At 37.1% G+C, this 21,739-nt stretch carries 17 protein-coding genes; 12 read left to right on the top strand and 5 right to left on the bottom strand.

Going from position 1 to position 21,739, the window contains the following annotated elements:
• Nucleotides 1–709: 709 nt before the first annotated feature.
• Nucleotides 710–2,662 (top strand): LPXTG-anchored surface protein SpsN, encoded by a 1,953-nt coding sequence (gene spsN, locus P3U61_RS11670; RefSeq protein ID WP_063279061.1) that lies wholly within the window; start codon nt 710–712, stop codon nt 2,660–2,662.
• Nucleotides 2,663–3,320: 658 nt separating this feature from the next.
• A complete protein-coding gene (lip, locus tag P3U61_RS11665; protein ID WP_199570133.1) occupies nt 3,321–5,375 on the top strand; it encodes a YSIRK-targeted triacylglycerol lipase in 2,055 nt (684 codons plus the stop codon).
• A 243-nt stretch (nt 5,376–5,618) separates the two neighbouring features.
• On the opposite strand, the gene P3U61_RS11660 is transcribed toward lip, so the two are convergent.
• Together P3U61_RS11660 and P3U61_RS11655 are read right to left on the bottom strand one after the other, a co-directional pair.
• Entirely contained in the window at nt 5,619–7,004 is a 1,386-nt protein-coding gene (locus tag P3U61_RS11660; protein WP_014614886.1) for an APC family permease, read from the bottom strand.
• Nucleotides 7,005–7,009: 5 nt separating this feature from the next.
• Entirely contained in the window at nt 7,010–7,684 is a 675-nt protein-coding gene (locus tag P3U61_RS11655; RefSeq protein WP_230314554.1) for a gamma-glutamyl-gamma-aminobutyrate hydrolase family protein, read from the bottom strand.
• Nucleotides 7,685–8,090: 406 nt separating this feature from the next.
• Here P3U61_RS11655 and P3U61_RS11650 point away from each other — a divergent pair, with 406 nt between their 5' ends.
• The 10 genes from P3U61_RS11650 (at nt 8,091) to cntE (ending at nt 18,514) form a co-directional block, all read left to right on the top strand.
• Complete coding sequence (locus P3U61_RS11650; RefSeq protein WP_014614884.1) at nt 8,091–8,813, top strand: hypothetical protein; 723 nt, start codon at nt 8,091–8,093, stop codon at nt 8,811–8,813.
• 365 nt (nt 8,814–9,178) lie between these two features.
• Nucleotides 9,179–9,988: a histidine racemase CntK gene (cntK, locus tag P3U61_RS11645; RefSeq protein ID WP_014614883.1), complete on the top strand. Its 810-nt coding sequence runs from the start codon at nt 9,179–9,181 to the stop codon at nt 9,986–9,988.
• A gap of 18 nt (nt 9,989–10,006) precedes the next feature.
• Nucleotides 10,007–10,816 carry a staphylopine biosynthesis enzyme CntL gene (gene cntL, locus P3U61_RS11640; protein ID WP_370498403.1) on the top strand — a complete coding sequence of 270 codons (810 nt, stop codon included), beginning with the start codon at nt 10,007–10,009 and terminating at the stop codon, nt 10,814–10,816.
• Nucleotides 10,817–10,818: 2 nt separating this feature from the next.
• Nucleotides 10,819–12,114: a staphylopine biosynthesis dehydrogenase gene (gene cntM, locus P3U61_RS11635; RefSeq protein ID WP_014614881.1), complete on the top strand. Its 1,296-nt coding sequence runs from the start codon at nt 10,819–10,821 to the stop codon at nt 12,112–12,114.
• A 237-nt stretch (nt 12,115–12,351) separates the two neighbouring features.
• Complete coding sequence (cntA, locus tag P3U61_RS11630; RefSeq protein ID WP_037544074.1) at nt 12,352–13,950, top strand: staphylopine-dependent metal ABC transporter substrate-binding lipoprotein; 1,599 nt, start codon at nt 12,352–12,354, stop codon at nt 13,948–13,950.
• A 12-nt stretch (nt 13,951–13,962) separates the two neighbouring features.
• The gene (opp1B, locus tag P3U61_RS11625; RefSeq protein ID WP_014614879.1) at nt 13,963–14,895 is read left to right on the top strand and encodes a nickel/cobalt ABC transporter permease; all 933 of its coding nucleotides are present in this window, start codon (nt 13,963–13,965) and stop codon (nt 14,893–14,895) included.
• A gap of 1 nt (nt 14,896) precedes the next feature.
• Entirely contained in the window at nt 14,897–15,760 is an 864-nt protein-coding gene (cntC, locus tag P3U61_RS11620; RefSeq protein WP_014614878.1) for a staphylopine uptake ABC transporter permease subunit CntC, read from the top strand.
• A complete protein-coding gene (cntD, locus tag P3U61_RS11615) occupies nt 15,760–16,578 on the top strand; it encodes a staphylopine uptake ABC transporter ATP-binding protein CntD (protein ID WP_014614877.1) in 819 nt (272 codons plus the stop codon). The genes cntC and cntD overlap by 1 nt, the downstream gene beginning before the upstream one ends.
• Nucleotides 16,572–17,312 (top strand): ABC transporter ATP-binding protein, encoded by a 741-nt coding sequence (locus P3U61_RS11610; RefSeq protein ID WP_014614876.1) that lies wholly within the window; start codon nt 16,572–16,574, stop codon nt 17,310–17,312. Before cntD ends, P3U61_RS11610 begins: the two co-directional genes overlap by 7 nt.
• An 11-nt stretch (nt 17,313–17,323) precedes the next feature.
• Nucleotides 17,324–18,514, top strand: a complete 1,191-nt coding sequence (gene cntE / locus P3U61_RS11605) for a staphylopine family metallophore export MFS transporter CntE (protein WP_014614875.1) — start codon at nt 17,324–17,326, stop codon at nt 18,512–18,514.
• A 251-nt stretch (nt 18,515–18,765) separates the two neighbouring features.
• Here the strand turns inward: cntE and P3U61_RS11600 are convergent, their stop codons facing one another.
• Genes P3U61_RS11600 through P3U61_RS11590 form a run of 3 tightly spaced genes read right to left on the bottom strand, consistent with a single transcriptional unit; the run spans nt 18,766 to nt 21,581 of the window.
• Nucleotides 18,766–19,581, bottom strand: coding sequence for an AAA family ATPase (locus P3U61_RS11600; protein ID WP_000164963.1), 816 nt, complete (start codon nt 19,579–19,581; stop codon nt 18,766–18,768).
• The gene (locus P3U61_RS11595; protein ID WP_000790705.1) at nt 19,574–21,016 is read right to left on the bottom strand and encodes a TnsB C-terminal domain-containing protein; all 1,443 of its coding nucleotides are present in this window, start codon (nt 21,014–21,016) and stop codon (nt 19,574–19,576) included. The genes P3U61_RS11600 and P3U61_RS11595 overlap by 8 nt, the downstream gene beginning before the upstream one ends.
• On the bottom strand, nt 20,988–21,581 hold the full coding sequence (locus P3U61_RS11590; protein ID WP_000690628.1) for a recombinase family protein: 594 nt from the start codon (nt 21,579–21,581) through the stop codon (nt 20,988–20,990). Before P3U61_RS11590 ends, P3U61_RS11595 begins: the two co-directional genes overlap by 29 nt.
• Nucleotides 21,582–21,739 lie beyond the last annotated feature (158 nt).

Raw genomic sequence — 21,739 nt, 5'->3', positions numbered from 1 at the left:
CATAATACATATAAGAGATGACTGAGGAATTGACGTCATATTCTAAAACAAGTGATGAGCAATGCAATCAAGATGTCTATTGGGGGAGGAAATAAAAACGGTTTATTTTAACACAATATTTTTATAGCTGTAGACAAAAAGACATCTAGAGACTCTGACATGTTAAAGTCAAAATTTCTAGATGATTATGATTAGGTTTAATGATGATGGGCATATGAGTTTATATACGTTGAGAATGAAAACAACAATGATAGATATGAGATGAAATAAATAATAAAGTATAGTACAAGAAATATATTGAAAATAATGTGTATAACTTGGCATTTAAGATACGGCACCTTTTGATATGTTTATAAATAATACGTTTTCCTATATGATGTTCGTCATAAAAAAGCTTACTAACGAAATGTGTCATCATAATGAGCAGAATAGTAAACTGTGATTGTGCGATAACGATGCCATAATAATGCCAATCCTTTGTGAGTACCCCTATTTGTATAAAATGAGTGAGTTGGAAGAGGGTGTGTGAGGTTCACTTTAGGAGGCATCTATATTATTAATATGTACAAATAAACAAGCGAAAAAACTAAAACCCCTGAACGTTAGATGCCGTACTTTTAATTAATAGTTAATAATCAGTTAATAACATTTATTTCATTAATATATTAAAGTATATAAAGAATGAATAAGTAGAAGAGCGAGGATAACAATGTTAAGAACAAATTATAAACTAAGAAAGCTTAAAGTAGGTTTAGTATCGACAGGTGTGGCGTTGACTTTTGTGATGGCAAGTGGGAATGCAGAGGCGTCGGAGAACGAGCAGACTGAAGTAAAAGGGGAGGCGCAAGTTGCTTCTGTGAATGAAAAAGAGAGTGAAGCAGAATTACCTGTAGCGCAACAAGAAGGATCTATTCAACTAGATAAAGTACAACCAGGCGATGCACAGCTTTCAGGCTATACACAGCCAAACAAAGCGATTTCTGTAAAGATCGACAATAAAGATATTGTGTCTGTAGATGATGGCTATGAAGAGGTATTATCGGATGATACAGGTAAATTTGTATATGATTTGAAAGGGCGTCAAATTGTTTACAATCAAAAAGTTGATGTTGAAGCGATGACGCCATTTAATTTTGAAGATTTTGATGAATCAGCACTTGAGAGCGAAGAGGCCCTAGAGGCGTTAGGTCAATTGGAAGACGAAGAAACAGCGACAGCTTCTGTGACGACGCCTAGATATGAAGGTGCGTATACAGTTCCTGAAGAACGCTTGACACCCATTCAAGGCCAACAGCAAGTATTCATCGAACCTATTTTAGAAGGGGCAAGTAAAATCAAAGGACATACATCTGTACAAGGTAAAGTCGCGTTAGCAATCAATCAAGAACATGTGCACCTAGGTGATACGTTAGAAGAACAAGCAGCACTCACTGATCAAGAGTGGCAAGGTCGTTATGACGGGATTTGGCGCCATATTGATGATCAAGGGTTTTTCGAGTTTGACTTGAACCGTCTTTACAATAAATCTTACCCATTGAAGTCTGGCGATTTAGTGACTTTATCTTTTAAATCTAATGACGAAGTAGGCCCATTATTCAATGTGAACGTTGAGCCTTTCGAACGTGTGGCACAAGCTAAAACAAAGTATGAGCAGAATGACAGTCCAGTAGTCAACAAATTGGATGATACTAAAAGTGACTTGGAGGTTCAACCTATCTATGGAGACCTTACACAAGCAGCAGTACATGGCGAGTCGAAAGTGTTGATACCGGGGACGTCAAAAGTTGAAGGACGTACGAATTATGCACATGCATGGATAGAGATGGCATCTAATTTAGGGGAATATCGTAGTTTCCCTACATTACAAGCTGATGCGACAGGTGCGTTTATATTTGATTTAAAAGCGGCAGACATACAATTGTTAAACGGAGAACGTTTGACATTCAGAGCCGTTGACCCACATACAAAACAACAGTTAGCTGAAACTACATCAGAAGTACGCCCAGTAGATATGCAAGATGAAGAGTCAGAGGTTGTGCAGACTTCAAGCACTGAGAAATCAGCACTTGCGGATGAAATTCTTCGTTCTATGACAATTGACAAATCATTTAATCCTGAAGTTACCGAGATACCGGGTCATGTATATCCTAAGAAAACAGAGGATAAAGGTGCTGAAAATACAGAACAAGCCTCAGAGAATTCTGAGAAGCCATCTCAGACTACAGAATCTCAAAATGATGCCGTACAAGATGTAGAGAAATCCTCTGTTAATGAGGAGGTTACGCCACCTTCAACAGAATCTGCTCAAGTTGAAAAGGGGCAAAATACAGAAGGGGCTTTGCTTCCAAAAAATGTAGAACAACATGTAGAGAGTATACCATACCAAAAACGTAAAGCGTTGATAGGACTGACAAAACATCAAGGATCAGGGCACATGCCGCCATTTTCTTTAAGCTTTAATAATAAAGAAGATGACGTATCCACAAAGGTTAACGAAGCAAACGAGCATGAACGTAAGCAGGGTACAGTTTATCCAGAGCAAATAGAACAATTACCTCAAACAGGTTTAACTGAAAAATCGCCATTCTGGGCATTGTTATTTGTTGTATCAGGCACAGGTTTATTATTATTCAAACGTTCTAGACGACAACGCCAATCTTAATAGTTGAAAATAATGTTATCATACTGGATGTGTTAGCATATGGATTGTATTCAATGACTCTACTGTGAAAGTAGCCATGCACCATCATCAGAAAACAGTATAGTGTAACAAAAATCTATAGAACAATTATCAAGCGAAAACAATACGAGGTTTTCGCTTGTTTCATTTTATGAAGTGTATACTTTTGCGGTTGGTGGGGCATCTACTGACCGCATTTTATTTTGATATAAAAAACACAAAACCGCTATCATTGTAATTTTCAAACCAATAAAGAAGATATTGCGCTTATGTACAATATGTAATGGTATTGAAGAAAGACAGAGAATTAAAGTTAAAAACTACTTAAAAATTGGGGTAACATGCACATCAAAACGTAATGGCCTATGATGCAAAGATTAAGATAAGCGCATGTTTGACAACTATAAAAATGGATAGTTAAATCCAATTGATGATTGAGACAACTAAGGGAAGCAATAAAACATAGCACCTAAAATATAGACTAAAATCTTTAACCCTTTATCAGATATTCTGTAAATCAATAAATTTTAAATATAATTTTATGATACTATATATATTTATAACTAATGTGATATATTATCATTACAGTTGTTTAAGGGGGATTTAATTAAGGGGAGTTAATCTTATTAGAGGTGATATCATGAATCAATACAATCAAAAAAGTATTTATTGTATCAGAAAGTATACAGTAGGTGTGGTTTCAGTCTTGGCGACGATGACCTTCTTAATCGGTGGGCATGACGCTATGGCAAGTGAGCAGCATACTACTCAAGCATCTAGTGAATTAGCGAGAACAGAAGTGACTGTAAGCAATCAGTCGCTAAGTGAAGACACTCATACACAGTCGTTACCTCAAAAAGAAGGACAACATTCTCATTCAGGTGACTCTAAAAATCCTAAAACATCGCTATTCGCTAACGCTTCATCTCAAGAGCAATTGCCTACTACACCGGAGCAAGGTGTTTCATCGGATAATCCTAACACGTCTGATCCCACTCATATCAATGAAAATACAAATGTCCCTTCTTTAGTTGACATACAACAAGAGAAGGGGGAAAAATTAAGTGATGTTCCAAACAGCGAGAAAGTGAAGACGCAATCAGGTAGTCAGATTGAGGAATCTCCTCATTCAAACAACCGTAAAGCCGGGCGTATTGCAGAAAACCAGGATTTAACATCTCAGCAAAGTGATGTGGCATTAAAAGACCAATCAGATGTTGAAGTGAGCAAACGTGTGAACCATCGATCTTCTGAAGCTATGCGGGCCCGAAATGTAGAAAAAGCACAGACAGATGAAATCGATCAAATGACATCACAGAATCTTAAACCAGTCGTTAAGGATAAAACTGATCAAGGTAAAGAGCAAGCTATAGCAGAACACAAAGATCAAACTAAAAAAGGCGCTTCAGAAGAGGGAATGACGCAAAAGGAAACAACACAAGAACAGCAATCCCAAACGCGTGTAGCGAATTCTAAAGAGGTGTTAGAAAAATCATCCACTCAAGCTCAGCAAAAGCAATCTACCAATAAATATCCTATCGTGTTAGTACATGGATTTTTAGGGTTAGTAGGTGAAAATGCACCAGCACTCTATCCGAATTATTGGGGAGGCAATAAATTTAAAGTTATTGAAGCGTTGAGGAAGAAAGGCTACGATATACACCAAGCAAGTGTTGGTGCATTTAGTAGCAATTATGCACGTGCAGTGGATTTATATTATTTTATCAAAGGCGGTCGTGTTGATTATGGTGCAGCACATGCAGCTCAATATGGTCACGAACGCTTTGGTAAGATTTATAAAGGAATTATGCCTGACTGGAGACCAGGTAAAAAAGTTCATTTAATTGGGCATAGTATGGGAGGACAGACGGTTCGTTTAATGGAAGAACTTTTAAGGAATGGTAGCAAAGATGAAATTGCGTATCACCAAAAACATGGTGGTACAATTTCGCCACTTTTTAAAGGAGGGCTCACTGATATGGTTTCATCAATAACGACACTCGGGACCCCTCATAATGGCTCACAAGCTGCAGATCAAGTGGCAAATAAAGAATTTGTACGCCATATCATGTACGCACTGAGTCGGGTGGCAGGTAGCGAATATTCAGACTTTGACTTAGGTTTAAGGCATTGGGGCTTTAAGCAAAGACCTGGTGAAAGTTACTTTGATTATATGAAGCGTGTGAGTGAAAGCCCAATTTGGCAAACGAAAGATAACGCGGCCTATGATTTAACATTAGAAGGATCGGCAATTTTAAATCAGAAAACAAGCCTAAACCCTAATATTACATACACGACTTATACTGCTGAAGCATCGCATAAAGGGGCTTCGGGGAAAGAGGTTCCTAATGTGGGCGTGTTTCCGTTAATGGATTTAACGAGTCGCATTATTGGCAGTGATGCTAGGTTAGAGTGGCGTAAAAATGATGGGGTTGTTGCAGTTATTTCATCACTATTTCCATTAAACCAACCTTTTGTTAAGGTCTCATCTGATGCTTTAGCGACCCGTAGAGGGATTTGGCAGGTCAGACCTGTTTTAAAAAATTGGGACCATGTTGATTTTATTGGTATTGATATTTTCGATTTAAAGCGAACAGGTGGAGAACTAGCGAAATTTTATATGAGTATCATGGATAATTTATTGCATATTGAAGCGTTAGATATGGCCGCTCATATAAAAAAATCTGCATCTTAATCCATTGTATTAGGTTTGAGTAACCGAATATCGTCACATATCGCGTTCACTTTAAAAGTTTTAATGGAGTAAACAAAAACATCTGCATCGATTAAATGACGAATAAGTCACTACTGCTTGATGAAGCGGAATGACAGTTAGAGACGTGCGCTTGTGATGTATAGCATGAGAAGGAGTGGTACGTTAAAGCGATAATTAATGAAGTTTTTTCGTCCCACTCCTTATATTTTTCAATCGTCCATTTTAGGTCATCTTACGTGGTATTTGAGTCGACTCTTTTTTACTTAGAGGTGTCAAACGATAAAGTATTATTGGGAAAATGACGTAACTCAAAACTAATGAGGCAACACCCAAATAGTTAAAAGATGTTACAGCGTCGTTTGTAATAAGAAACTGCCCTTTCCAATTGAATTTTATAAGTAAAACGAGTGTCAATACAAAAGAAAATATAGGTAACAATACATCCGTAAAGAAATTTTTACGAATATGATTTAGTGTAGGTGCACTCGTTTTGCCGTAGTAAAATAAAATAACACAGATTGGAACGATTAAATATTGAATGAACCTAGAAATTGAACTTAAAAGAATGATACTTGTCAAGTTATATTGAAAAGCCAAAGGTATAGCAATAGCGATTAAGAATGTCAGCATAAATGCAGGAAGCGGAAAATCATAGACAGTACGTTTTTTAAACCATTTCGGGATTTGGCCTTCATGGGCGATAGCTTCAATAATTCTTGGCGTTGAAAAAGAAGCAGCGACATTAATACCAAACATGGATATTAAGCTTCCATACAAAATGATACGATGGATAACAGGTGTATCAAATACGGCCACCAATGAGACAACTTCTTTGGTTTGAATGAGCGCCACTGGATTGATAGTCATAGTGATGGAAATAACCCCAATATAAATGAATGCAATCATGAAAATAGCAAGCGGAATGGCTCTGGGTAAGTTTTTTTCTGGAGATTTCATATCTTGTGCGCCCGTAGCAATACTTTCAAATCCTGTAAAAGCATAGAAAGCGGCTATGATGGCCATAACAAATGCTTGTGAATCGATTTGAGAAGTGTCGACAAGTGTACTGATACGACTAAACTGGGTATCACCTGTTTGAATAACTAAATAGAGACCTGATATGATAACGGTAAGTAAAGCAGCTATTTTTCCAATCGTGGAGAGGTTGCTGACCCAGACTAAAAGGTGTTTGCCGAGTACATTAATGAGTAACAAAATTCCCATTAGCAAAATAAAGCCCAACGTGATAAGACGTGCATCCGTATGATCCCCACCAAAAATAGTGATGACAGTTTTAACGACAGCTGTCGCCATGACTCCCCATGCAATACTCCCAGCAATAAAACGCGTAATCCCTACATAAAATCCGATATGAGGACCTAAAGCCACCATTGTATAAGAATAGGCAGCGCCACTTTTATTTACATATTTTGAAGCAGATGCAAAAGTGAGCGCTAAAATACTAGCAAATATAGCAGCCATGACATATATCAGTGGCGTATAGATCCCTGATATTCGAATGACTGATCCGGGAGTTAAAAAGATACCAGAACCGATAATTGAATTGATAGATAATAATACGATAGACCAGAAGCCTAATTTTTTCATACATATCACTTACTTTCACATATTTTAATAAAATCTGAAAACAGTCGATCCATCAAACTTTCTCTCCAAAACATTTCAGGGTGCCATTGAATACCGATTAAATAAGGATAGTTTGTAGCTTCAATAGCTTCAATAACCCCATCAGTTGCATGGGCAATGGCCTTAAATTCGGGGGCGAGTGTTTGAATAGTTTGATGATGAAATGAGTTAACCATGATCTGAGAAGTTTCAAATGCATCAGCGAGTCGAGAATTGGGTTCGATATGGATGGTATGCGTCGTTTCAGTAGGGATGTGTTTTTGATGATGGCGTAACGTATGTGCTTCACGATAGGATAAATCTTGATATAAGCTTCCTCCATGGTAAACATTAATGATTTGTGCACCACGACAAATACCTAAAATTGGCATACCTTTACGCTTAGCAACTTCAAGCAACTTAAAGTCAAATAAATCACGTGTTAAAAGCGTTCTGCCAAGCTTCTCATAAGGATCTTGTTGGTATAGAGATGGGCTAATATCATCACCACCAGTTAAGATTAAACCATCTATATGTGCAATCTGTTGTGAAATCATTTCTTGTGAAGTGTGAATCGGTAAAACTAAGGGTATGGCATGATGCTTAACAATGGTATGAATATAATCTTGATTGACGTAGCAACGTTCATATCCGGGAAACATTCCTCCCGTATCGTATGAAATGTTAGCTGATATACCTACTGTGACCAATTTTAATGCACCCACTATCTATAATAATATTTTTAAGTATCATATAAAACATAATAAATGTCAATATTAAACAGGAGTTATCTTTAAAAGTGTCATGTTATTATATGAGTGACTTAAACCGCATATTTAATCAATGTTCCGTTAAAGGGCGTATGATTAAAAAGGACATCTATTAAAAAATTGAATGAGTGATGTAAACAGCTAATGCCATTAAAGTTTTACTAAAGTGTTTTGCTATAAAATATGTATATTTACTACATATATTTTTCTATAAGTCTATGGACCTATTGTGTATAGAAAAATATTTGATATATTTATAAGTAGATAGTAAAAAATGTACTTAAATGAGGTGTTGAATATGAAAAGATTAGCTTTTGCGCTCTTTGCTTTTTTACTTTTATTAGCTGGTTGTGGGGATAAAGATTCAAAAAAAGAAGAACAATCATCGACACAAAATGATAAGACAGAAAAAACGGCAAAACAACAAGAAAAAACGTTAGAGAATAATAAGAAAGAAGTGGCAGACACAACCAATGAGTCACAGCAAACAGAAAATAAAGGAATCGATAAAGATACTAAAAACAATCAGCAAGAGACAAAACAGAAGAATGTACAAAATCAAAGCACTGATAAACAAGCTAATGTGAGTCATTCACCTTCTCATGAGACAAAGAAAGATTTGAACGAAGCATCTAGAATTGCACTCGTATTTTTTGGCAATGATATCCAACACTATACAATAACGAAGTCAGAAATTCTAAAAGGTCAATATGAATATCAAGGTGCTGGGATGACCACTACAAAGAATGTTAATCAATTAACATTAATCCATCAAAGAGACATACCTAACGCGCCATCAGGTATGAAGTTTTATACTTTAGATCCTCCAAAAGGAAATTTTGCGACAATTATTGGTGTAAATCAAAACAAAGTATTTGTAGGTGGGACACAAGGTGCGTTGGTAGATTACCAAGAGTTGCTCACTACAGGTAAAGAAATGAATTTACAAAGTTTGTACGAAGCATATAAAAATGATCCAGCATATACGAGTATTCTAAATAAGATTAAAATAGTAAATTAATAGTATGTATATATTAAAACGGGCTGTGAAAATATCCATCACAAAAGATGATTTCACAGCTCGTTTTAATGTGTTTTTACATGTTCAAACACAGCTTCTGTTAATGTTTCGCAACGATTTTAAAAATGTATCTTAAATTATGATGATTCAGCGGTCTTTGTACGATGACATCATTACAATGGCTGACTATTAATAGGAATTTTTAGAAGTAGATATTTAGAGATGAAAATGGATAATAAAAAGTAAAGTTTTGATAATGATTATCATTGTTGACATTTCAAAAATTTGAGAGTAGGATATTTTTAAATCGTTATGATTACGATTTGTAATTAATGATATTTATTTTAAAAGGAGATGGAATAAAATTGGAAATTGTTCATTTTTCAAAATTCAATCCATCTGGAAATATGACTGTTTTAGTGGATTCACAACATGACCCTAGCCAATATAGGCACATCGCCCAGCAACTTATGAAAAGTTCACATGTGGGTTGTGAACAAGTCGGGTTTATTGTAGATGATGAAGGTGAGCTACCACATCAACTTGTGATGAGTGGCCAAGAATTTTGCGGGAATGGGACTTTGTCATTTATTCGTTATTTGAAGGATAGAAATTTACTAACGACGTCCTCTTTTAAATTGAAGGTATCCGGAATGGACACGCCTGTTCATTGTGCGATACATGAAACACCTCAACAATTTGAAACGACGCTCCCACAACCAAAAAAAATATTAGAAAGACAATATAAGATTGATGATGTCTTGTTTGAAGGGTTGGAAATTCAATATGATACATATCAACACTTTGTATTCCCAATTACAGTGTGGTCAGAAAAGCTAGCCTCCTCTATCGAATCATTTGTTAGAGCCGAAGAATGGCCAGAACATCTGACGGCTGTTGGGTTGATGTTATATGATACACTGCATCAGCGCTTGTATCCCCTCATCTATGTGCCACAGATAGATAGCATCATATGGGAGCAAAGTTGTGGGTCAGGAACGGGTTCGGTAGGTGTCTATGAAGCGTATCAAAACCAGTTAGAACATTTAGAAAAAGAAATTGTACAACCTGGAGGTGCGTTGACTGCCATTGTTGATCACAATGATGAGGGCTATCAAGTTGCAATCAAAGGAAATGTTTCAACGGTTGCCACAGGTTTAGCATACATAGAATAGGAGTACGTGATGAATAAAATACAACAGAACACACATGAAATTGAAGCGCAATTAAAACATTACCAACAGCAATTCGAACACCTTTATCATAACATTCAACAAGGCGAACGTGCACTTAATGATTTGGAACGCTTAATTGATGAATATAGCAGTTATATATTGGATGAACAGCCCAAGCAACAGTATGAGCATTGGCGGAGTCAGACTACAGAACAGCAGCATCTTATTAAACCACTAGCAGATATTACTGCAAAATGCGTTAAATTGATGGAGTCCTCTCGAGCACGCCGTTTGATTCATGGTGAGCATGGGACGACAGGATATTTTGACAATATTGAACATTGCATTTCGGAAGAATTTGGACAGTTTGAAATTACATGTGAAGATACAGTGCTATTAGTAGGATCAGGTGCGTACCCTATGACTTTAGTTCAAATTGCAAAAGAAACAGGCGCACGTGTCATTGGAATTGATATTGATGAAGAAGCGGTGCGCTATGGACAACAAGTCATTCGCATTTTAGCCCCAGATGCGCCAATAGAAATACATCAAGCAACAGTATCCGAACTAGAAGGAATTCAAAATGTCACACATGTCATCTTCAGCTCAACGGTCGAAATGAAATACGACATTTTAGAAGAACTTTATCACCTTACCGGTCATGACATTGTGGTGTCTATGCGTTATGGTGATGGCTTGAAATCTATATTTAATTATCCTAAACAAGAGACACATCCGCAGCAGTGGACTTTTGTAGATGACATTACACGTCCGGATCAAATCTTTGATATTGCACTCTACCAAAAAAAATCAGAAGGGCGTGCATAATAATGAAAAAATCTGTCTTAATTGCAGGGACAGGTCCGGTCGCCGTGCAGCTTGCAGTGTTATTCAAGACCTATACAACACATCATGTAGATATGGTGGGGCGAAGTGACGTTTCAGCAAAGGCACAACAGTTTTGGCAAGCATACCAAAATGCACAGCAACTTGAAGTACAAGTTCAAAATGACTTGCATATGGCGTTAGCAGGTACTGCAACACTTGGACGATTGTATGAGCGTTATGAAGCAGTCGAGCCACATTATGATGTGCTCGTGCTTGCATGTACTGCCGATGCATACAGTCAGGTTATACAACAGTTGTCTCCAGCTGTACGTCAACAACTCAAACATGTCGTGCTTGTTTCTCCTACGTTTGGTTCTCATATGGTCGTCCAACAGCAGTTTAGTGCAGAACAGCCGAATATTGAAGTGATTTCATTTTCTACATATTTAGGTGATACGACTGTATCGCATCCTGAAACACCACATCGTGTACTGACAAAAGGAATAAAAAAACATTTGTATATCGGTACAATATATGAACAATCTGACTTTTCCCAGGAAATAATAGATTTGTTATCTGAAGTTCAAATTCCAGTGACGCAAGTTGCCCATCCACTCATGGCAGAGTCGCGAAACAGCTCACTTTATGTGCATCCAGCGTTATTTATGAATAAACATGCTTTGAAAGCAGTGTTTGAAGGAATGACCGTACCATTTTATGTATACAAATTATTTCCAGAAGGTCCTATTACGATGCAGTTAATCGCTGAAATGCGACAAATGTGGCAAGAAGTTATGGCGATATTGAAACATTTAAATATCGATACGTTAAATCTATTGAAATTTATGGTGAAAGAAAATTACCCCCTTCGCCCTGAAACGATGGATGATGATCGGATTGAAGCGTTTGAAACACTTTCAGCCATCGAGCAAGAATATTTATTATACGTACGTTATACCGGTATTTTAATTGATCCGTTTTCAGAGCCAGATGAAAATGGTAAGTATTTTGATTTTTCAGCAGTTCCTTTTAAAGAAGTTTTTCGAAATGAGGAAGGTGTTTGGCAAATTCCTCGCATGCCGAACGAAGACTATTACCGTACACAAATGATGCGAGGTATAGCACAAGCATTGAACATCTCCACGCCAATGATGGATACATTGATTCAACGCTATGAAGCACAACTGACGGCATTTCAAAAAGCACATCCTAATGATCGTGTATCCACGCAATTTCAAATACAGTCGTTCGAGGAAGATATCAACAGTATCGCTAAATTATTGAACTCTGAAGGATAAAGGGAATGTGTTAAGTTCATTGATTGGATGAAACTCCATTTTGAGAACCAGTAAAATGACTGTGAAACAAAATTCAACTATGAAGTGACTGGATTGATAAAAGTGTTCAAGGTGGGTCATCATGAGTACCCATTGACACTGATATTTATACGCTAAAGAAAATCAAGCAAATTTAACAATGTGTACTAAAAATGCTAGCACTACTGAAAGAAATGAGATAAAGAGAGGATATGAATGATGATGAAAAATTTAAAGTGGATTGCCGTAAGTATAGTAATGTTACTTGTACTTGCAGCCTGTGGTAACTCTAAAGCATTAGAGCAGAAAAAAGAAGATAAAAATCTTACATATGCCACATCGAAAGATATTGGGGATATGAACCCGCATGTATACGGTGGGTCAATGTCAGCACAAGGTATGGTCTATGAATCATTAGTTGATCATACACAAAAAGGGATTGAACCGTTATTAGCTGAATCTTGGGACGTATCGGAAGATGGAAAAACCTACACATTTCACTTAAGAAAAGGTGTAAAATTCCAAGATGGGACACCGTTTAATGCAGACGCCGTGAAAAAGAACTTTGATGCTATTCAAGCAAATCAAAAATTACATTCTTGGATTAAATTATCAACATTAATCGACCGTACAGAAGCAAAAGATGATCATACCTTTGTGATGACTTTGAAGGAGCCATACAACGCAACGTTGGAAGAACTAGCCATGACACGACCTTACGTTTTTGTCTCACCAAAATCATTTAAAGCAGAGGGTACAAAAGATGGTTTGAAATCTTATGTTGGTACAGGTCCATATCAATTAAAGTCACATGATAAAGATGAGCAAGCGACATTTGAACGTAATGAAGATTATTGGGGTGGCAAACCACATTTGAAAACGATAGTCGCTAAAGTATTACCAGCAGGTGAAACATCATTTTTAGCGTTACAAAAAGGTGAAGTGAACTTTGCGTTTACGGATGACCGTGGTACAGATAACATCGACAATGAAGCAATGAAAAAATTAACAGACAATGGCGATTTCCAATTGAAGCGCAGTCAACCGATGAATACGAAAATGATTGTTGCAAACTCTGGTAAAAAAGACAGCCCTGCACAAGATAAAGCGGTGCGTGAAGCATTGTGGTATAGCGTCGATCAAAAGCGTATTGCGGACAAAATTTTAGAGGGTACTGAAAAGCCTGCGTCACAATTATTCTCGAAAAACGTGCCGCATGCGAACATTGATTTACCAAAACGTGATTTTGATTTGAAAAAAGCAGCGGCGCTATTAGACGAAGCGGGATGGAAGCAAAATGACAAAGGTGAAGTGCGTGAAAAAGACGGTCAAAAGCTTGAGATGACGTTATATTACGACAACCATTCAAGCTCGCAAAAACAAGAAGCTGAATTTATTCAAGCGAAAGCGAAAGAAATTGGTATGGCATTGAAAATTGTAGGAGAAACATCTGATAAAGTGGCAGAGCGCCGTACATCAGGTGATTATGACTTACTGTTTAACCAAACATGGGGTCTTCAGTATGATCCACAAAGCACGATTTCTGGCTTTAAAGCAGATACAGGTTATAAAGCAGCCGTTTCAGGTATCAAAGAAAAAGACCAACTGTTTGATGACATTGATACAGCTTTAAAAACACAAGATGCAAAAGAGCAAGACCAAAAGTATAAAGACATTTTAACAACAGTACATGATGAAGCAATCTTTATTCCGATTTCTCACGGAGGTATGACAGTTGTCGCTCCGAAAGATTTAGAACATATTTCATTTAAACAATCACAATACGAATTGCCATTTGAACAAATGGATTACAAATAAGGTGGTCCATCAATGGCATATAGTGCGATGAAACGTTTGTTACTGATGATACCGTTGTTGATTGTCATTAGCTTTTTGACTTTTGCATTAACGCATTTATCTAGTGAAGATCCAGCCGTCGTCATTCTACATGCACAAGAAGTACCAGATATTACGCAAAGTTTAATTGAACAAACACGTGCCAAGTACTATTTAGATGCGCCGTTCCTCGTACAATACTGGGAATGGCTGCAATCCGCGGTACAGCTACAATTTGGACATAGTTTCGTAACTGGCGAAGATGTCGGTTTGAGACTATGGCCTGCATTTTTTAATACATTGAAGTTAACATTGATTTCAAGTGTGGCGATTATTGTGTTGTCGCTGTTGTTTGGTATTTTGACAGCATTGTTGCGTGGGACATGGTTTGATCGTATGACACGGACGACAGCTTTCGTATTAACCGCGATTCCATCTTATTGGCTAGCGGCGATATTGATTATTTTTCTATCAGTTAAATTGAATGCATTACCGACGTCGGGATTAACAGGTCCTGAAAGCTATATTTTACCTGTTGCGGTGATCACGCTTGGTTATACCGGCATTTATTTTAGAAATGTCAGAAGTGCGGTCATTCAGCAACTTGATCAAGATTATGTGCTCTATATGCGAGCGATGGGTGTGCCGATGTCGCAACTGCTCGTTTATGTGGCACGTAATGCAATGCAAGTCGTCGTTTCTATTTTTTGTATGTCGATTCCTATTATTTTAGGCGGTTCTGTCGTCATCGAAAATGTATTTGCGTGGCCGGGTATGGGTCAACTGAGTGTCAAAGCCGTGTTGGAACAAGATTTTCCAATGATTCAAGCATATGTTCTTATCGTTTCGGTACTATTTATCTTATTTAATACATTGGCAGACGTCATTAATATGTGGCTGAACCCGAAATTAAGGGAGGAGCATTAAGATGATTGTTTTCCAAAGATTATTAAATGATAATGGCGCAAAATGGGCGTTGGCAATCATTGCTGTTTATATTTTACTCGGGGTATTCGCGCCGATTGTAACGCCTTATGACCCCAATACAGTGAATATCGATGACAAATTTGCCGGCATGTCATTTGCACATTGGCTTGGTACGGACCATTTAGGTCGAGATATTTTAACACGCTTGATTTTTGCGATACGTCCGAGCTTTTTGCTTATCTTGTTTGCGTTAGCGTGTTCGGTGTTGATAGGGACGCTACTCGGCTTCATCTCAGGCTACTTTGGGCGCTGGGTGGATGCACTCGTGATGCGTATTTGCGATGTGATGTTATCGTTTCCTACATATGTTATGACGCTCGCTTTGATCGGTGTACTCGGCATTGGGTTAAAAAGTATTATCGTTGCACTGATCATTACGCGCTGGGCATGGTTTTGCCGAATTATCCGCACAAGTGTGATGCAATATCGCAATTCAGATGATGTGAAATTTGCACGTACGATTGGTCTGTCACACGCTCGGATTATTATGACACACATTTTGCCGCGAACTTTAGCAGATATTGCGATCATTTCAACGAGTTCGATGGTGTCGATGATCTTACAAATTTCAGGATTTTCATTTTTAGGACTCGGCGTTAAAGCACCGACAGCAGAATGGGGGATGATGATGAATGAAGCACGTAAAGTGATGTTCAGTCACCCTGAGTTGATGTTTGCGCCAGGTATTGCGATTATCGTCATTGTGTTAGCGGTGAACTTTTTATCCGATGCGCTCCAAATTGCGATTGATCCAAAATTGTCACAACAACAAATGAAGCAACGCATTAAGAAAGGGTGGATATAATGGTAGAACAATTGATGCGTGTAGAAGATTTAACACTCATTGATGGTCATACGAACCATGTCCTCGTCCACCACTTTAATTTGACGTTACATCGTGGTGAGGTCATTGCGATTATCGGTGAAAGTGGCAGTGGTAAATCGATGACGTGTAAAGCATTACTGGGATTGAACGACCGTAATATTCGAATGAGCGGTGAAATTTGGTTCCAAGAAGAGGCGCTTCATAATGCGTCTGAAGCGGACTTTCGAAAAATCAGAGGCCGACGTATTGCAATGATTATGCAACAAGGTGCGACAGCGTTTAACCCTTCTTTTACAGTTGGTGCACAGTTGACGATGATGTTGAAACAGCACCGTCCTATGTCGACACAACAACAGAAGGCGACGTTACAACATTACTTCGACATGCTTGGTTTACGAGATTTTGAGCGTATTTTAAAATCATATCCGCATCAATTGTCAGGAGGCATGTTGCAACGGTTAATGATTATATTAGCACTCGCACTCCAACCGGACATCATTATTGCGGATGAGCCGACTACAGCACTCGATGCCATTACACAGTATGAAGTCATTGAAGAATTACGTGAGGTCAAAGAAAAAATCGGTTGTGCCATGATTTTTGTCTCTCATGACTTAGCAGTTGTAAAGTCGATTGCAGATCAGGTTATTGTGATGCGTAATGGTGATGTCGTTGAAGCAGGACCAGCACATCAATTATTCACAGCACCGCAACATGCGTACACTCAATTTTTGATTGCAGCACGAGATCGTGTGACACGTTATTACAAATCATTGCGAGGTGATGCGTCATGTTAGAAGTTCAAAACGTCACGAAATCTTATCGTAGTGGTGTGAAGAGGCAAAAACGACAAATCGTGAAACAAGTCAGTTTTCAATGCAGTAAAGGACAAAGTATAGCGATTATTGGAGAAAGTGGTAGTGGTAAATCCACATTGGCGCGTATGATATTAGGTATTGAAAAGCCAGATACAGGAACTGTGATGTTGGATGGACAACCGGTCTGTCAACGTCATACCCGTCTTGGGAAAATGAGCGTCGTGTTTCAAGATTACAAGTCTTCACTGCATCCCTATTTCAATGTTCGTCAAATTTTAAACGAGGCACTTAGTCAATGCGATACACCGGTTGACGATAAAGAAGCGCATATGACTGCTTTGCTCGAACGTGTCGGGTTAAGTGCAGCCTTTTTAAATAAATATCCTCAGATGATGTCAGGAGGAGAAGCGCAACGTGTCGCTATTGCAAGAGCGGTCATTACGAATCCAGACTACATTGTGTTAGATGAAGCGATTAGTGCGCTCGACATGTCGATTCAGTCGCAAATTCTAGATTTATTAACGACACTGAGAGATAAATATCAGCTCAGTTTGATTTTCATTACACATGATATTCAAGCGGCGGTCTATTTATGTGAAGATTTGATCATTTTTAATGACGGTCAAATTCAAGAGCGACTCAATAGACACCAGTTGAAAACGCTTCAAAATGATTATACGCGTGAACTTTTTGAAAAACAATTTATGAATTAGGAGGCTTTGATATGAAAGGTGCACTCGCTTGGCCTTTTTTGAGATTGTATATTCTCGCGCTATTTTTCTTTAGTGCGAATGCTATTTTAAATGTCATGATCCCGTTACGCGGACATGATTTAGGTGCAACCAATGCGACCATTGGTATTGTCATGGGGGCATACATGTTGACTGCCATGCTTTTTCGTCCATGGGCAGGGCAAGTTATCGCCAAAGTCGGTCCCATTAAAATATTAAGATGGATATTAATTATTAATGGTTTTGCACTGATCTTATATGGATTTACAGGTTTAGAAGGTTACTTTATTGCACGTGTGATGCAAGGTGTATGTACAGCCTTTTTCTCTATGTCATTACAAATCGGGATTATCGATGCGTTACCTGAAGAGGATCGTTCACAAGGTATTTCCTTATACTCACTCTTTTCTTACATACCAGGCATTATCGGACCAATGATTGCAGTGGGGATTTGGCAATTGGATAACTTGAGTTATTTCGCATTGACGATGATCATTATCGCGATTACGACAGGTGTGGTCGGTTTCAGTGCGACGCTTCATGGACATGATGATGCAGACACGACTCCTGCGCAACAAGAAAAGATGCCATATGGTGCGATGACAGTGTTCTTGCAGTTATTTAAAAATCCGTTTTTATTAAAAGCTGGGACGATTATGCTTGTTGCCTCAATTGGATTTGGTGCAGTGGCAACGTTTATCGTGTTGTATGTCAATAAGTATCAAGTCGGTCACGCGAGTTTATTTTTAGCTGTACAAGCCATTACGGTTGTATTTGCACGTTTCTTTTTACGTCAATACATTCCTTCAGATGGACGCTGGCACGTTCGGTTTATGTTAGGTGTCCTCGGATTATTAACTGTCGCGCTGTTATTCATTGCAATCGGTCCTTATGTCGGCGGATGGATACTTTATATCAGTGCTGTTATGATTGGTTTGACGCAAGCGATGGTGTATCCGACATTAACTTCATTTTTAAGCTTTAAATTACCGAAAGTTGGACGAAATATGTTACTCGGTCTCTTTATCGCAACAGCTGACTTAGGTGTTTCACTCGGGGCTGCATTAATGGGGCCTATAGCAGATATGGTTGGCTATGCAAATATGTATCTCATTTGTGGTATTTTAATGGCATTCATTACACTGATGAGTATTGAGAGAAGACCGCAGTTTATAGAAAAATAACGTAGAAAATGAACAGGCTAGGGTGCATTTCAAAGTTTCCTAGCCTGTTTTCAATTGAAAAAATAAATTTTAAAGGTAAAGAAATATCTTAATAAAACAGTATTAGTGACAAAGCCTTGAGTTTCGAAATATATTTTAATAACAGAAAATATACACAAGTGGTTATTGTTACTTTACTTGATATATGAGAATGATTTTACCTAGTAAATGAGAAAAGCAATGTCCTATATTAAAGTACATTGCTTTTTCTATTAACGAATACCTATGACTAAACTATCTCTAGCTGTTTCTACAACTTCTGTACTGATTTTATCTAAGCCATTTATATCCATAATTCTATCTATCTGTGCAAATAAACGATGAATCAGCCTAAAATTCCCTTTTGTAATTTTAATAATCGTCGTTATTGCCTCATAATCAGTAAAATCTTCGAGTTTTAGATCAAATCCTAAATCTTGCCACTTATATTCTAATATATGATGCGTCTCGTCTTTACTTAGATTATCAAATTCATGTGCAAAACCTATACGCGAATATAGTTGAGGATAACGAGATAGTTTTTTCTCTATACCTGGCATACCAATAAATATCATTGCTAAATTATGTTCATCATAAATAGCTCTTAATTGCTCTAAATGTTGCACTTTAAGGCGATCAATCTCATCTACTATAATTAAATCAATATATTTAAACATATCACTATAATGTTTACTATGATCATGACCATACTTATTTACGATGTGTAATTTTTGACCCAAATCAATACTTGCACTAATACTATATAGATCATTACTTAATCTTGTTTGTTTTTCAGCCGGTGCAGTATAAAATATCTTATTCACCGATAATATATCATCAGTCGTTTTACTAGCTAGATCTTCCCACCCTCTATGATTAACTTGCTTTTCAATAGTATTCCAATTTGTGTAATACCTAGAAGATAAAGTTTTTCCGACACCAGGTTGACCATAGCAGATCCCAATATATTGATATTTGATACAAGCATCGCAAAATTCAGCAAATCGTTTATACTCTTTCGTTTCAATGAAATTCTGATTTTTAGTCATTACGATACCTCTTTAATTTTTTGACGTTTTTGGTCGTTTCTTGAGGTGAGTAACCATAACTTTTTTCTTCCTTAATTAAATCAGTGGTGCTTGGACTAGCAATGTTTTGTTTTAAGTGTTTTCTTCTCTGACTACGTGCGTGTTGTATCTCTTTTATATCAATTGAATAATCAGCTAAATCAGGGGATATTGCTGTACAAAGAAATTCATCTCTATAAAAAACGCGTATTTCAGCCATATCATTGGGATTGTAACGAATTAATACATACTCACCTACATAAGCAGTTAGGTTTGTATTACTGTATCTAAAGCCTTGAAAATGAATACCATCTGAATGAATTTTTCTAGATTTAGGTATTTCTAATAATAATAAATCAAGTTGTTCTAAACTGCTTGGCATATTAGGAAAAAAATGATTACTGTTCCACCGATTGATAGGAGTGCTCTGGATAGCACTGTGCTCTTTTTGATTATAATCTTCAATTAAAAAGTATCGTAATTTTTCTTCGAAATTTTGAAAATCTATTAAATCGCTAGAAGTATCATTATTGTTTATATATCCAGGAAGTTGTTCTAAGAAAGTTTGGTTAACTGTCTGAAAAAACCGTTCTATTTTCCCGCGACCACGAGGGACACCAACTTTTGAAAACATCAAGTTAATTTTCAAATCAATAGCGACTTGTTCCATGTGGTGCGAGGTAAAGTCACTCCCGTGATCTGTGTAGAATTTTTCGGGTATACCACATACTGGCCAATTGGTATTATTCTTATTCCATATTGCTTGGTGTAGTGTTAATGCTGTGTTTTGAGCATTAGGAGCATCAAAACTTATAAAGTAGCCTGCAATTGCACGACTATAGTCATCCATAATAATGGTTAGCCATGGTCTATTGATATTACCTTTTTGATCTAATATATAAATATCTAGCAAAGTATGGTCGGCTTGCCATATTTCATTGGGTCTTGAGGATTCTCTTATTTGTATTAAATCGTACTTATTTTGATAGTATTTTTCACCTTGGTGAGAGAAATCAATAACAGACTTAGGCATTGCTTTAATAATACTATAAACTTGTTTATAACTTGGTTTATAAAAATTATTCTCTATACAATAATTAGCGATTTTCCTATGAATCGTAGCAATACTATTTCTTTTATTCTTGAGTGCAAGGCGTTTAATCTCGTCTATTATGTTTTGTTTTAATTTATGCTCACCTTTATCAACTCTTGTATTATGAATTAGACCAGTAAGACCTTGTTCCTTATATAATTTATTCCACCTATAAAGTGTACTTAACGCAATACCTTTGCTTTTAGAAATGCTTGATAAAGATTGCTTGCCCAAGATAAAAGGTTTTATAATATTGTACTTTTGAGTAGCTTCTTTACGTTTGGCTTCAGAAAAATTAGTTAGATACTTCTCCTTGTTTTTCATCTTCCTTTTCCTCCAATTTATTGAGGTAACGATAAATCGTTGTACGTGAAACTTGCCACTGCTCTGCAATTGTCTTAATTGGCGTGCCATTATCATAAAGTGTCTTAAGTAAGTTTAAATCTTTTTGATTTAATTTTTCGGGTCTACCTCCATAGCGTCCTCTAGCACGTGCTGCAATTCGGCCAGCTGAAGAACGTTCTAAAATTAAATTTCGTTCAAATTCTGCAAACGCTGCGAATAAATGAAATAATAATTGTCCTGTAGAACTTGATTTATCCATCGTTATATTTTCTTCTAAACTATGGAAACTTACACCTCGTTCGTTAAGCTCATTAACTAATGTGATTAAATCCTCCATATTACGTCCTAGTCTGTCGAGTCTCCAAACAACAATCGTATCTCCTGATCTCGCAAATTCAATTGCTTTATCTAATCCAGGTCTTTTACTTTTTGAACCACTAATATGGTCGCTAAATATCTTTTCACAACCATATGCGTTTAATCGGTCCTCCTGTAAATTCAGATTTTGTAATCCAGTTGAAACTCTTGCATAACCTATTTTCAAAATACAAACCTCCTATATACATATACAGTGTACCATAACTTAATTTCAAGGTCTTTTGTGAACATAGATTTTTTGTTGGGTTTTTGAACACGAAAATATATGTATTACTCACTTATTTCGGCATAAAAAGAGAGTGTACAGAAAATGGTTATTTTCTG

The sequence above is a fragment of the Staphylococcus pseudintermedius genome (genome assembly GCF_034042775.1).
Taxonomy (GTDB): domain Bacteria; phylum Bacillota; class Bacilli; order Staphylococcales; family Staphylococcaceae; genus Staphylococcus; species Staphylococcus pseudintermedius.
The sequence above is the reverse complement of the archived record's forward strand: the minus strand, read 5'-3'. Positions and strand labels throughout refer to the sequence as shown.

Bases quoted from the DNA above. Each gene is read 5' to 3' on its own strand.
- spsN (WP_063279061.1), top strand. From the start codon at position 710: ATGTTAAGAACAAATTATAAACTAAGAAAGCTTAAAGTAGGTTTAGTA.
- lip (WP_199570133.1), top strand. From the start codon at position 3,321: ATGAATCAATACAATCAAAAAAGTATTTATTGTATCAGAAAGTATACA.
- P3U61_RS11660 (WP_014614886.1), bottom strand. From the start codon at position 7,004: ATGAAAAAATTAGGCTTCTGGTCTATCGTATTATTATCTATCAATTCA.
- P3U61_RS11655 (WP_230314554.1), bottom strand. From the start codon at position 7,684: ATGTTTCCCGGATATGAACGTTGCTACGTCAATCAAGATTATATTCAT.
- P3U61_RS11650 (WP_014614884.1), top strand. From the start codon at position 8,091: ATGAAAAGATTAGCTTTTGCGCTCTTTGCTTTTTTACTTTTATTAGCT.
- cntM (WP_014614881.1), top strand. From the start codon at position 10,819: ATGAAAAAATCTGTCTTAATTGCAGGGACAGGTCCGGTCGCCGTGCAG.
- cntA (WP_037544074.1), top strand. From the start codon at position 12,352: ATGATGAAAAATTTAAAGTGGATTGCCGTAAGTATAGTAATGTTACTT.
- opp1B (WP_014614879.1), top strand. From the start codon at position 13,963: ATGGCATATAGTGCGATGAAACGTTTGTTACTGATGATACCGTTGTTG.
- cntC (WP_014614878.1), top strand. From the start codon at position 14,897: ATGATTGTTTTCCAAAGATTATTAAATGATAATGGCGCAAAATGGGCG.
- cntD (WP_014614877.1), top strand. From the start codon at position 15,760: ATGGTAGAACAATTGATGCGTGTAGAAGATTTAACACTCATTGATGGT.
- P3U61_RS11610 (WP_014614876.1), top strand. From the start codon at position 16,572: ATGTTAGAAGTTCAAAACGTCACGAAATCTTATCGTAGTGGTGTGAAG.
- cntE (WP_014614875.1), top strand. From the start codon at position 17,324: ATGAAAGGTGCACTCGCTTGGCCTTTTTTGAGATTGTATATTCTCGCG.
- P3U61_RS11600 (WP_000164963.1), bottom strand. From the start codon at position 19,581: ATGACTAAAAATCAGAATTTCATTGAAACGAAAGAGTATAAACGATTT.
- P3U61_RS11595 (WP_000790705.1), bottom strand. From the start codon at position 21,016: ATGAAAAACAAGGAGAAGTATCTAACTAATTTTTCTGAAGCCAAACGT.